The following is a 14,109-nucleotide window of genomic DNA, read 5'->3' as shown; positions in this document are numbered from 1 at the left end:
ACCTAGTCTCTATTAAATATGTCTCGTGTATAAACCTTATCTTTAACTTTTTCCAATTCTTTATAAAATCTATTAGATACAATTACATCTGCTTCTGCAATAAACTTTTCAAAATCTCTTTCTACTTTAGAATTATAAAAAGTGTCTTCAGTTAAAACCGGTTCAAACACAATAACTTCAATTCCTTTAGCTTTAATTCTCTTCATAATTCCTTGGATAGATGAGGATCTAAAATTATCAGAATCATTTTTCATAACCAATCTGTAAATACCAACTTTATTGGGTTTGCGGCTTAGAATCATCTCTGCAATATGGTCTTTTCTTGTTCTATTTGCATCTACAATTGCAGTCATAATATTTTGTGGTATATCTTGATAATTAGCAAGTAATTGTTTAGTATCTTTTGGTAAGCAATAGCCTCCATATCCAAATGATGGATTATTATAATGACTACCAATTCTAGGATCTAATCCAACCCCTTCTATAATTTCCTTTGTATTTAATCCTCTTATCTCAGCATAAGTATCTAATTCATTAAAGAAAGCGACTCTTAACGCTAAATATGTATTAGAGAATAATTTAATTGCTTCAGCTTCTGTTGAACCCGTAAATAATACTGGTGTATTTTCTTTTAGCGATCCTTGAAGCAGCAAATTAGCAAACGCTTTTGCATTTTCAGAATTACTTCCAATAATTATTCTTGATGGATAAAGATTATCATACAATGCTTTACCCTCTCTTAAAAATTCAGGAGAAAAAATAATTTCTAAATTGGGATATTTCTTGCTTATTTCTTCGGTATACCCAACAGGTACTGTAGATTTAATAATTACAGTTGATTTAAGCTCTCTTTTGTTTATTTTTTCGATTGTTTGATCTACACTTGACGTATCAAAATAGTTAAGTTGAGAATCATAATTAGTTGGTGTTGCAATTATAATAAATTTTGGATTATCAAATGCGACATCTTCGTATATAGATGCCTTTAATTTTAGTTCTTTATGCGTTATATATTCTTCTAATTCTTTATCGACAATAGGAGATATTTTTTGATTAATCAAATTAATTTTTGACTCATTAATATCAAAAGCAGTTACCTCATTAAATTGACTTAATAATACTGCATTTGAAAGCCCAACATATCCAGTTCCAACAATTGTAATTTTCATTAATTCACCTCATCCAAAGTATTTTAAAATTTTGTTTTTATCATAATTATTTTTAATTAAGTTGTCATACATCTTTTCATAATATGCATAACTAGCAATTAAAACTGCATCATGTTCATGAACTTTTAAATCATTAATGCCAATAATTTTAGTGCTAAATATTTTAGATCCATGTTTTGCTGGATTATCATCAATAATCCCGCAAACTTCTAAATTAATTTCTGGTTCGCTATTAATCACTAATAAAATAATATCTGCTACATCTCCTGCGCCATATAAAAGTATTTTTCTAAATCCCTTACTCATAATGTCATTTAAGAATACTTTAATATTTGCTTTTGCATCTTGATATACATCTCTAGCAGATTCTAAATATTTAATGTTTAAATATTTTTTTCGCTGTATTCCTTTTTCTGTAATATGGTATTCCATATTTTTATTATTTAAGTAAACCTTAGATAAATATCCTTCTTTTTCATAAGTATCTAGGTATTGATTAACCATTGCCAATGAAATAGACGCGACACTTGAAATGTCACGTTGGGTTACTTTGGCATTTTTACTTAGATAGTCTAATATAATATATTCTTTATGAATTGGTGTTGTTTTAAAAAAATCTAATCTACTCATATTTCCCCTTTGTTTGTTTAGTTAGCGAACAATACAAGATTATTATTACATATTATTATAAAATTCGCAATCAAATTATTGTAATTGACAAAAAAAATAAGTTATTTTCGTTTATTTATTTATGTATTAAGTAAAAAACTTCAATTACATTTGAACTAATACACATCCTTCTGTATTTTGTTTAATATTGTTTATATATAAAGTATAGGAGAAAATTTATAAACTTGCTAAGAAAATGAATGAAACAACACTCAAACAATAGATTAACGTGTTCAATCAAATTAAAAGAGAAGACAAAAAAGTTACCCATATAATAATAAAAGTTGTCTGAAAATAAAAAAATTGCTAAAATAAATCTTTTATAATTTTATCTTAATAAAACTAAAAATAATCGAATATACTTAGAAACAAACAAAATAAAAATGATCATTCCATTAAGGAACAATCATTTTTAAAAATAGTCTGTAATATAACAGTTATTAATTTAGAGAAAACTATAGAATTAATAAATATTAAGTACTTTATAGTAATTAATTAAGTTTATTTTTTAAAGTTTCTCTTAACCATTCTGTGCGGATAATTATAAAATCTGTAATATATCTAACTTGTTTTGAATATGTATTTGCTGAGACAACTGGGTCAGGATTTGGCCATACATATTTATCCAATATATTCCATTTAGTAAAGTTTCGAATTGCGTCTTCTCTAATTCTATTAGCTTCATTATTCATGTTATTTAATAGCATTGGAACATAGAATTCAATAATTTCTAAAAATCTTGAATAGTATTTCACTCTAAATTCTATATTATATAACAATAATGATTTAAGCCACACATTTTGTGTTTCTACCCATAGTCCCTCTGGGTTGTCATTTCCATTATAATTTACATTACCTAAAGCTATATCAAAATCCCATAATGGTCCAAGCTTTATTTTTCCATTTTTCTCTTTATGAAAATAAAAACTCGAGAAAGCTGCATCATTATTCTTGAAAAGTTCTTGAATAATCCAAAAATCAATTGCAGAATCTATGTCAATATAGTTTTCATATGTTCCATCTATAAATGATTGTTCCATATCTCTAATATAAGATTTAATATAATTAATTTTTGCTTCTCTAACTAAATCTGAAAAGTCTCTCATATCTGGTGACTTAATTACATAGTATTTACCAGTAACAATTATATATTCAAAATTTTCTTCTCCCTCTTCCATAGCCCTGTCTCTAGAATCTAGTTCAATTAAAAACCCTGCATCAAATGCTTGATCTTTATCATCTATCCATAAACGATTTTCGTCAATTTGAACTTGTTCTGTTAATAAATATATTCCTTGATACTCTCCATTTAAATATACAACCACATGTTCATACTGCAATTTATAACTTGTATTTAAATATGAAGCCATTTCATGTGCTAAATAATTCCTTAATAATGATTTATCTGCATAATCCGCCAATAATACATAATTTTTTGCTGACTTCATTCCTAATAGTGATACCCTCTTGTCAAATTTAATTCTATATGGTTTTTTAGGCATACTCCAAGTTGAATTACCTCGTCCACGAATACCCATTGAGGCATAAACATCTTCATATTCATCAGCATTTGTTAAATGTACGCTTCCTGAAATATAATTTTCTTTATCCAAAATAGGAATATTATTGGTATCAATCATTAGTATTGGCAAATTAGATATAGGTTTAGCCCAAAGATAAATTGTAATTTCTTCAGAAGGATTAATGATTTCTATACGATTACCATTAAATTTATAATTAGCTCCAATCACATCATAATAGAATAGTTCATACCCAAGAGGTACGATGAAATCATATGCAGTTTTTTCATTCCATAGGAAACTTTCTTGACCTTCTATGGTAACATTTTCAATATCAAAGTTTACATTTACTAAAGTCTTTTCGTATGTTGCATAAACATACATATTAGACATAACTTCATCAAATGATTTATCCCAACCAGTAAAAGTATATCCGAGTCTTGTTTGAGGAATAGGAGCAAATGCGCTTTCACCTGGGTAGATTTGCTGGATTGATAACGGATTACCATTGTAATCAACAAAATATACAGTATAGAGTCGAGTTATGTTGTTTGAATTAATAAGTTTTCCTTCTTTATCAAATGCATATACAATACCTTCAATATTTAAAGATCTATTTATCACTAAATACCCTTGATTATCAGCAAAATATTTGTGTCCTTGATAATCAATCCATCCAGTTTGATAAATATTATTTATGTAATATCTTATACCCAAATAACTTTCAATGAAACCATTAGGATAATCTATTTTTTCAACAAATACCCCATCACTATTAAATTCTAAACTAATACCATTAATTGTTTGATTCCCTTTTACCATATAACCCAATGTATCAAAATAATAAAGTAAACCATCTATTTTTTGCCAACCAGTTACATAATTTGGCCCCCAATAGTATCGAGTACCACTAAGTTCATTCACGAAGGCTCCAATAACTAATTTACCTGTCGAATCAAATACATAATCTTTTGAACTGATTTTTGTTTGTCCAGTTCTCATCACTCCATTTGCTGTAGAAAAATAATACCAATCATCATTTAATTGATACCAACCTTTCACTTGTAATCCAAAGTAGTACTGAATACCAGAATTGCTATATACCCATCTTCCCTTTTGTAATCTCCCTAGGCTATCAAATAATTCTGTTTCTCCGTGAATGATTGTTTCTCCAAATCGCATTGTTCCATCAGCTGTTGAAAAATAATAAACATACCCTTCAATAGTTTGCCAAGAAGTTAAGTACTCCCCATTTACATAATACCTAATTTTTCCTTGATACTCTATAAACCCTGTTACACCACCTTTGAATACACCATCTTCATCAAAATACATATCAGCATTTTCAATTGTAATATTTTCAGTTGCAATAGTACCATCGTTATACGCATAATATGTTTTATTTGAAACACTAAACCAACCCTTTACTGCATTACCAGCAATGAAGTACTTCTTAGCACCAGTTGCTTCAACATAGGCAAATCCAGTATAGCTTGCTAAAGGAATAGAATATCCAGTTACTGAAGAGATTAATCTATCGCCTTCAATATAGAACCTTTCACCAGTCTTATCTACATTTTTAGTCTTTGTATATGAATCAACTAAAACACCTGTTGTTTCATATAAGTTATATGTAAATGTAGTATCAGTTGCTGTTACAGTCATGTAAACTGCATCATAATTATCTAATACAATTTCGAAATTAAATTCAGGTGTATTCCAAGCTGAATATGATTTTTCACCAATTGAACCTGAAATTACATAAACAGTACCATCTTGATTAACTACATTATTAATCATTGGTTTTGTTCTTGCATATGAGTGATCATGTCCAGAGAAGACAAAATCAATACCAGCTAAAGTTGCATATTGTGGAACAACTTCATAGAATAGTCCATTACCACCAATAATATTTGTGTAATATGTTGGTTGGTGAGCAACAAGGATTTTCCATGCAGCATCTGAATTATTAGCATCTTCAACAATCCATTCTAATGAATTGATTAAACCTGCTCTATCTTGTGTAAAGTTAATAACTGCAATATAAACACTACCATATCTTACTGAATAGTGCGTAACTGGACCATTTTCATGACCAGGTAAATTATAGTAAGCACCACTAATTCTTCCATCACCATCACCCATGTATTCATGGTTACCTAAAGCACTAATCATGTCTACATTACCAATCCATGATTCTGCAAGTACTCTTGAAGTTTGATAGAATGGATCCCACTTACTTAATTCATCAACTAAATCCCCTGTTGAAATACCAAAGTCATAACGTTTAGAATGATTAATTGATGCTAATGAGTTAGCTAATTCTTGGTAGTTATGTGTTTGAACGTCTCCTAAAATGAAGAAGTTTGTTTCTGAATTGTTAATTGATGTTGAAATTTCTCTTGTATCTGACCAATTTTGGCCATCACCAACACGGTAAACATAAGTTTTACCTGCTTGTAAATCTAAGGCTTCAGCATAGTTAATTCTAACGGCATAGCGTTGGTTAACATCTGCTGCACCAGTAAATTGTTCAATAACATTCTTACCTTCATAATTCTTAAATACTGCTACACCTCTTGAATTATAATCAGATTTAAGTGCCATTTGAAGTATTGAGTTACCTGTACCTAATGTTGGATTAGTTAACCAGCTAATATTTTTAGCTGTTGAACCATCAACTGCAGCATTCACTTTAATATTAAATGGACTTGCTGATTCACCAAATGGTAAAACAGTATGAACATTTACTTTAAATGAAATTTCATTTCCTTTAACTGCATAAATTTGTGTTTGACCAATAGTTGATGGAATCACTTCATCAGATAGTAAACCATCTGTATCAGTTAAACCTAAACTAATATCTCCACTTGGAGTTACTAAGAATACTTCCGCTTGATCAACCGGATTACCTTCTCTATCAGTTACTAAATAATGTCCTTCCACTTGATGGATAACAATACCAGTACTTAAGTTTAAGCCCGCCACCACATTTGATAGATACGGTCTTATAGAGAATGTTGATAAATAATTTGGGTTAGGATCTTGATCACGATAAGTGATTTCACCTGATTTAACACTATAACCCATTTGTGTATTTTGGTTTGCATTTGCTGGAACGTTATAAATAACTGATGCAATCACTTTATTTAGTGATTCACTTGTATCGTTTATACGTTCACCTTGAATTGTAATTGTTTTAAGAATTGAATTATAAGTATATGTACCTTCAAAGTTTTCATTAAAGATAACATCTGCTGGTTGTGTATTTGAGTTTAATACTAAATTTAAACCATCAACACTATCAACCATATCAGCAGTTACATCAACGATGAACTGTTGACCTAAAATTGGTTTTTCTGTTCTTGGAACTAATCTTACTTTATTTGCTGTTTTCGTATCAACATTAAAGTATCTTGTTACTTCCGTTTCGTTACCAAAGTTATCACGAATAATTAATTTAATTTCGTGTTCACCATCTGGTAAAACAATATCATTTAAGAATACTCTGTTTCCACCAGCATCTAATGCATAGAAATGTTCATTGCCACGGTAGTTAACACCATCGATTAAAACGTTAATCTTATCATAGTCCATACCAGTAGCATATTTATCTGTCATATCATCAGTGAAATATGATTCTAAAGTAAATGTGTTAGTAGTAAATGTTTGACCATCTACTTCTTCACCATTTAAACGAACTGATTCAACAATAGGTTGCACTAAGTCATCCGTATTAGCACCATATACCACACGGATATCATCAATGTAAATTGTACCTGCAACCATTTGACCCATTGAGTTTGGTTGACCAGAACGTAACATCATTAAACGAATCATTTGTGAGTCTAATGTTCTAAATGGACCACTATAGTTTTCTAAAGAACCTTCAACATACTTCCAACCTAACCAGTCAATACCTAGACCTTCTTTTGAGAAGTCTACTTGTTGAATTTGACCGGTAACGTCATAAACTCTCATACGTAACCAGAAGCCTTGTGCTTCAGGTGTAGCATATACCCACATACCAATGTGTGTTGGCATACCTGGAATATCAACAGAAGTTGCAACCCCTGCATAAACTCCTAAAGTTGTACCTAAAAGACCTTCAGTAAAGTCAAAGTTTAACTTAAGTGATTTATCACCAAATCTAACTGGCTCTCCACTACTGTAATCTACAACTTCAATTGAACCTTTTTCATTTCTTAAAGCTGTAGAAACATTCCAAGTACTCATCACTGTTTCCGGATCTTCAAAGTCATAAATAACAACTGGTAATTGACCAACCGTTAAGATTAACTCCCCAGATACTGGTGCATATTTATAATGCGCAACAATTGTACCAGTTAATGACGCTGAATCACTTGATGTGAACCATCTACCATTAAATGTTCCCATTGCTTGATCATATTCAAAATCAAAGTCATTATCATTAATTGTAATAGGTCTACCTTGATGGAATGCTTGTAAACCTAAATCACTTACCTTTTCAAATCCTAAACTCATTTCAGGATTTTTAAATCTTACTTCATCAGGTATTCTAATTTCATTAGTTGCAGAACCTACATTTACACCATTTCTATAAAGAGAAACTGTAAATGTTCCTTCTTTACCTGAAGACACAAAATGTCCAAATTCATTAATTGTACCAAATGTTGGATCATCAACTCTCCACTCTAAATCTGTTGGAAGATTTGCAGGTCCACCTGCTGAGTCAACACCTAACGCATTAAAATCTAATTCAGTGTATGGTGTATATAATCCGTAAGTTGGTGAAATTGATGCGTGATTAAACTTACCATCATACATTGCAGTTGAATATACTAGTAATGATGATGAAACTGTTCTTTCTACACCATCAGATGGAACGTTTCTTAATGTTAATTCACCAGTACCTTCACGTTTTGATACATAAGTTGTTGATCCACCACCATCTAAGTTTAAAGCTGTAACAGCTCCTAATGATTTCATCATTTGAGCTAAATCACCTAAACTTAAACCTACTGATTGTGGGTAATTTCTACCATCAGCTGTATAAAGAATAACTTTACCATCAGCTTTAATACCAATAGCAGTTCTTGGGTTTAATTGATCATAGTATAAATCACTTGGCACATTTAAAACGCCATTTTTAACCATGACAATACTTCCACCAACCGCTTCTTTAATGTCGTCTTTCATTGCAGCATATTCATGGTTTTCACCAATATATGCTGACCCATCTTTTAAAATCGCAAAGAATGGTTCATATGATGCACCATTGTATTGGACACCATTCATTACTAAAGCACCAATTGGTTGGCCTGTTGACATGTTATAGAAGTCAGCATTGACCCCTGCAACAATGTTTAAACCTGTTTTTCTTTCAGCAGCTGCTGCTTGTTGTCTAACAGTTTGCATACCCCAAACACTAGCATTATGGTCTTTATAGGTTGCAATAATACCTGCTGTTGGTAAATTAATATCAACCTCAAGTGCATAACCTGTTACTTGAGATTTACCATCAGCACCATTTGTTATAACTTCTGCTTCATTAATACCTGGAGCTAATCTTGATTCATTATAAGCAATCAAGAATCTACCATCTGGTGGCATATATGTTGACCCATAAGCTTTATTTGTAGTAAGTGTAAAAATTAGCATGAATGCTGCTAATACTAAAATAAATGATTTAGGTAGTATATTTTTAATTTTCATATTCTTTTTCTACCTCCATTACTGATAAATCGCATATAACGTTGTGTGTCCTTGTAGTTTATAAGGATACTTAATTAAGTTATTGCGATTATTTTGTACGGTTGACCAGCCGACAAATGTATAACCTGGTCTTGTTACAGTAACTTGAGAAATAATATCTCCATAATATTTTTGTGCAGTTGTCTTATTATATTCAACAAATGATACTTCATAATAAATTGCAAGTTCAGCTTTCATAGTGGGAATAGAGTAATAATTGTTACTATCATAAAAGAATACTGCAATCACTTCTAATCTACCAGCAAATGTTCTTGTGTTTGGTGTATATTGAACCATAACATCACTTGGTAAATTACCTGTAATTGTTAGTGTATGCAATTGACCGTCAAAGCGAATATCTTTACTTACAAATGATAAATTAGTAAGTAATGCTTTTTCTATAGTAAATGTTACCGTTACAACTTCTGGAACTAAATATGTTCCAGTAGTATCTTCAAATGAAATGGTTACTTCATAAACACCAGCATTTTTATGTGCGTTATTCGTATATGTAGCAATCACTCCTTCTGGAAGGTTTGTTAATTCATAAGTTTGAACTTCACCATTATAAGTAACTGTTAAGTCATTTACTTCAATTTCAAGTGGGTTTTCAATCCATTTAGCAGTTAATGTAACTGGTTCACTTACTAAGTAGATGTTAAATACCCATCTTTCTTCTCCTAAGTACCATCCACCAAATAAGTAACCTGGTCTTGTTGGTGTTTGAGGTTGAGTGAGTTTTTCAAATTCAAATACATATTGAACTGGAACTTCACTTCCACCATTTGAATCAAATGTAACCATATATTTAGGTTTAGTAGCTAATCTGCCATTTACTAAATCATCAATCCACTCAGATTCTGATTTTGTATAATCAGGATATTTTTCTTTATATAGTTCATAAGCAGATTTGCCATCAGCACCTTTATGACCTTCAGCACCAGTTAATAGTGATAACTCAATAAGGTCAGTCCAAGCATCTGATCCAACATAACGCCATTGAATATGTGTTTCTGTTGTTCTTAGTTCTACTTCTTTACCATCAGTACCCTTAGCACCAGTAATTAATGATAATTCAACTAGGTTCTTCCATTCTTCTTCACCTTTATATCTCCAAGTGATATGTGTTTGGGATAAACCTAATTCGACTTCTTTACCATCAGTACCATTAGCACCTGTTAATAATGTAAGAGAAACTAAATCTCTCCATAATAAATCACCTACATAACGCCATTGAATGTGTGTTTCAGAAAGATTAAATTCTACTTCTTTACCATTCGTACCGTTTGCCCCTGTAAGTAAAGCAAGTTCAATTAATTGTGTCCATTCTTCACTCCCCACATAGCGCCATTCAATATGTGTTTGTGTAACACGGAGTTCAATTTCCTTACCATCTTCACCTTTAGCACCAGTAAGTGCAGTTAATGGAACTAATTGTTTCCAAGTAGTTTCTCCTACATAACGCCACTCAATATGTGTTGCAGATAAGTTAAATTCTACTTCCTTACCATCTGCTCCTTTGGCACCTGTTAATAGACTTAATGAGATTAATTGTTTCCAAGTTTCCTCACCAACATAGCGCCACTCGATATGCGTTTCGGTAACTTGTAATTCAATTTCTTTACCGTCAGCTCCTTTAGCACCTGTTAATAAATCTAATGAAATTAACTCTCTATATGTTTCTTCATTCTTATATTTCCATTGAATGTGTGTTTCAGAAACATTAAAGTCCACAGCTTCACCATTTTCCCCAATGATCACGCCTAAATCAGTTGATTGACCATTAGAAAGGGTTACAATTAATTTTCCATCATCAGTGATTTCTACACCAATGAGACTTACCCCATTCTCCCCTTTAACTTTTCCTAGGTTTTGTTCAGACCCGTCTGAATAAACCGTTATTAAGTTTCCACTTTCATCCACTTTGACTTCTACAATAGACTTCGCACCAGAGGCAAAATCACATGCAGCAAGCACAAAAAGCGACAGAATTGCACAGACAAAAACTATCGCGCGGAAAAAAAGGGTTATTTCCCTTATAACTCTTCATCCTATATATTTCTCCTTATCCCTTTATATATATTGGCTTAATTTAAATTATAGCATATGGCTATAAGCAAATAAATATTCGTGCAGTAAAATAGTTGTGGCAACGCTTACATGTCCTTTTGAGTAGAAAAAAACCGAGATTTTATTCCCGGTTTTGTATTTTAAGATATATAAATTATTGTCGCATCATCTAATACATCTTCAATTCTTTCAACGCTAATATTTCTGCTAAGTGTTTCATTTAATATTCTATAGTTATATAGTGATTCGCTTATAGTTTTTACTTTACTAATTTTATTAGCATACAAAATATTAATCAGTAAATCTTCTGCAAATCCACTTTTCTTTATATTTGAAAATATATCATTTTCTATAACACTTTTTAAAATATTAGTTTTATAAACCTTATTCCATAAAGTGTTTAGATTACTAGATTGTGCAACCATAGCTAAATATTCATCTTTAGTTAAGTATTCATCATTTAGATCAAGTGTTTTTGTAAAGGTCTGCTTAAATAAACTGTCAAAATTAAAAACAAGTAAATCATTATCTTCTATATTACTATCGATTGTATCTAACCAATTATTTTTTACGTAATCATCTGCATCTACAAATAAAGTGTATTTACCATTTGAATGATAATAAGTTCTAATCTTGTTTTTAAAACACCTTGATTTTTCTGGTTAATGACCTTTATTCTCTTATCTTTATTTTCATAAGATAATAAGATATCTAAAGAATTATCTTTAAAACCATCATTAATAACAATTAACTCAAAGTCCTTATAACTTTGCATTAAAATGGAGTCAATTGCTTCATTAAGATATTTACTTGCATTATAGACTGGCATTAAATACTATATTTAGGTTGCATAAAGACTCCTTATTCGATTAACAAGTTTCTTTTAGGTAAGGAATTATATTACTTGCATATATTTCGTAACCTTTTTTATTTAAGTGAATTCCATCTGGTGTAATATCTTCTCTTAAGAACCCTTCACTATCTAATAAACTGTCATACTGATTGATAAATACTAAATTTTCATTATTACAATATGATTTAATGATTTCATTTATTTTTTGATTATCCTCGTTTTTTCGTCCAGCTACATATAACTTTTTATACACTTTGCTTGATGTACTTACAACAGGCGTTGTTGATAAATAATAAATCGTTGCAAATGGGTATATATACATTAGTTCATCTATTAATTTTTTTACACCTAATGCAGCTTCTTCTGGATTTTCTTCTAATAAAACTAAATTATTAGATCCAACAGATAAAAATATCTTTTTAGGATCTATTTCTCCTGTAATATCATCTAAGTTATCTAAAATAAGTTTAGATGTTGCACCTGCAACTCCTCTGTTAGAAATTTTTTGTCCCGCAAAGGCTGTAGAAGTAGAAAAATACTCTACCATGGAGTCTCCAATGAAGAGTATTTCACTATCTTTATTATTTATTTTTTTATATTTTTCTATCACGGCACTTGAAGTTTTATTAATCATATCTCTAAGTGCTTGAAGTTCTTGTATAGTTAACATATGTTTATCACCAATAGTATTTCTTAATACTATTATCTTATCATATATTAATATTTCTTAATATAATTTTCAATTTCCCAATCAGAAACATAGATTCTATAACTATCCCACTCTTTATTTTTAGCATCAATTAACTTTTCTTTTAAGTGATTTCCAATAATTGTAGGCATTAGTTCTGATTTTTTGAATGCATCAATTGCTTCTTTTAATGTTGTTGGAAGATTATAAACACCTAATTCATTTCTTTGTTCTTCATTTAATGCAAATAAATTCTTTTCAACTGGTTTAACTTCAATATTATTTTTAATACCATTTAACCCAGCACCAAGAATTGCTGAAATAGCTAAATATGGGTTAGCTGTCGCATCAACACTTCTAACCTCTACACGCGTTGCTTTACCACGACTAGCAGGGATTCTGATCATTGTTGAACGATTTGCCTCACTCCATGAAACATAGCATGGAGCTTCATAACCTGGAACTAAGCGTTTATAAGAATTAACTGTTGGATTCGTAATTAAACAAAACTCTCTAGCGTAAGTTAATACTCCACCAATAAAGTAATGTGCAATTTGACTTAACTTATTTTTAGTTGTTTCATCAAAGAATGCATTATTTCCTTCTTTATCTGCTAAGGAAGTATTCACATGCATACCAGATCCATTAATACCTGAAACAGGTTTAGCCATAAATGTTGCATGGTATCCATGACGTTTAGCAACGTTTTTAACTACTAATTTAAATGTTTGAATATTATCACACGCTTCTAATGCATTATCAAATTGGAAGTTAATTTCATGTTGACTATAGGCCACTTCATGATGACTTGCTTCAATAACAAATCCTAATTTTTGAAGTTCCAAGGCGATATCTCTACGAACATCTTCACTTGAATCTACTGGTGCTAAATCAAAGTAACCACCATTGTCTGTAAAGTTTAAAACTGGTTGTTTATCTTCATTTAATTTAAATAAGAAAAACTCAGGTTCTACACCAACGTTAAATTTGCTAAAACCTAATTTTTCCATTTCTTTTAATTGTTTCTTTAAAATATGTCTTGAATCACCTAAAAATGGTGTACCATCCGGTCTATGTACATCACAAATTAATCTAGCAACTGTACCTTCTTTTAATTTTTCCCAAGGTAAAATTAACCAAGTATTTAAATCAGGATATAAAAACATATCTGCTTCCTGGATTCTAACAAACCCTTCAACAGATGAACCATCAAACATCTGTTCATTGTTTAATACCTTGTCAATTTTAGATGTTGGTACTTCTACATTTTTCATAATACCTAACATATCAGTAAACATTAAACGAATATATCTAACGTCATTGACTTCGATACTTCTTAAAATATCTTCTTTTGTGTATTTTGCCATATTTTCCACCACTTTTCTTAACATAACGTTAAGATTT

Annotated in this window: 8 protein-coding genes; all 8 read right to left on the bottom strand. The window is 30.5% G+C overall.

Translation table 11 applies throughout. The annotated features are described in order from the left end of the window. Window positions 1–2: 2 nt before the first annotated feature. The 8 genes from EXC59_RS07155 to glnA all read right to left on the bottom strand — a co-directional run bounded on the left by EXC59_RS07155 (window position 3) and on the right by glnA (window position 14,072). A complete protein-coding gene (locus EXC59_RS07155; RefSeq protein ID WP_035368861.1) occupies window positions 3–1,169 on the bottom strand; it encodes a nucleotide sugar dehydrogenase in 1,167 nt (388 codons plus the stop codon). 9 nt (window positions 1,170–1,178) lie between these two features. Beyond that, a complete protein-coding gene (locus tag EXC59_RS07150; protein ID WP_162163933.1) occupies window positions 1,179–1,799 on the bottom strand; it encodes a winged helix-turn-helix domain-containing protein in 621 nt (206 codons plus the stop codon). Between the two features lie 530 nt (window positions 1,800–2,329). Next, window positions 2,330–9,055 carry a CotH kinase family protein gene (locus EXC59_RS06665; protein ID WP_035368757.1) on the bottom strand — a complete coding sequence of 2,242 codons (6,726 nt, stop codon included), beginning with the start codon at window positions 9,053–9,055 and terminating at the stop codon, window positions 2,330–2,332. Between the two features lie 18 nt (window positions 9,056–9,073). Continuing rightward, a complete protein-coding gene (locus EXC59_RS06660; protein ID WP_129614272.1) occupies window positions 9,074–11,071 on the bottom strand; it encodes an InlB B-repeat-containing protein in 1,998 nt (665 codons plus the stop codon). Between the two features lie 233 nt (window positions 11,072–11,304). Beyond that, complete coding sequence (locus EXC59_RS06655) at window positions 11,305–11,589, bottom strand: hypothetical protein (RefSeq protein ID WP_035368754.1); 285 nt, start codon at window positions 11,587–11,589, stop codon at window positions 11,305–11,307. A 161-nt stretch (window positions 11,590–11,750) separates the two neighbouring features. Next, window positions 11,751–11,993 carry a glycosyltransferase family 2 protein gene (locus tag EXC59_RS06650; RefSeq protein WP_035368753.1) on the bottom strand — a complete coding sequence of 81 codons (243 nt, stop codon included), beginning with the start codon at window positions 11,991–11,993 and terminating at the stop codon, window positions 11,751–11,753. A gap of 40 nt (window positions 11,994–12,033) precedes the next feature. Next, window positions 12,034–12,687, bottom strand: coding sequence for an SGNH/GDSL hydrolase family protein (locus tag EXC59_RS06645; protein WP_035368751.1), 654 nt, complete (start codon window positions 12,685–12,687; stop codon window positions 12,034–12,036). Between the two features lie 47 nt (window positions 12,688–12,734). Further along, complete coding sequence (glnA, locus tag EXC59_RS06640; RefSeq protein WP_035368750.1) at window positions 12,735–14,072, bottom strand: type I glutamate--ammonia ligase; 1,338 nt, start codon at window positions 14,070–14,072, stop codon at window positions 12,735–12,737. Window positions 14,073–14,109 lie beyond the last annotated feature (37 nt).

Source organism: Acholeplasma hippikon (assembly GCF_900660755.1).
Lineage (GTDB): Bacteria > Bacillota_I > Bacilli_A > Acholeplasmatales > Acholeplasmataceae > Acholeplasma > Acholeplasma hippikon.
This window is presented reverse-complemented; position numbering and strand designations above follow the sequence as displayed.

What these genes read in the sequence shown, in the direction of transcription:
- EXC59_RS07150 (WP_162163933.1), bottom strand. Translation starts at nt 1,799, where the DNA reads ATGAGTAGATTAGATTTTTTTAAAACAACACCAATTCATAAAGAATAT.
- glnA (WP_035368750.1), bottom strand. Translation starts at nt 14,072, where the DNA reads ATGGCAAAATACACAAAAGAAGATATTTTAAGAAGTATCGAAGTCAAT.
- EXC59_RS06655 (WP_035368754.1), bottom strand. Translation starts at nt 11,589, where the DNA reads ATGGTTGCACAATCTAGTAATCTAAACACTTTATGGAATAAGGTTTAT.
- EXC59_RS06650 (WP_035368753.1), bottom strand. Translation starts at nt 11,993, where the DNA reads ATGCCAGTCTATAATGCAAGTAAATATCTTAATGAAGCAATTGACTCC.
- EXC59_RS06665 (WP_035368757.1), bottom strand. Translation starts at nt 9,055, where the DNA reads ATGAAAATTAAAAATATACTACCTAAATCATTTATTTTAGTATTAGCA.
- EXC59_RS07155 (WP_035368861.1), bottom strand. Translation starts at nt 1,169, where the DNA reads ATGAAAATTACAATTGTTGGAACTGGATATGTTGGGCTTTCAAATGCA.
- EXC59_RS06645 (WP_035368751.1), bottom strand. Translation starts at nt 12,687, where the DNA reads ATGTTAACTATACAAGAACTTCAAGCACTTAGAGATATGATTAATAAA.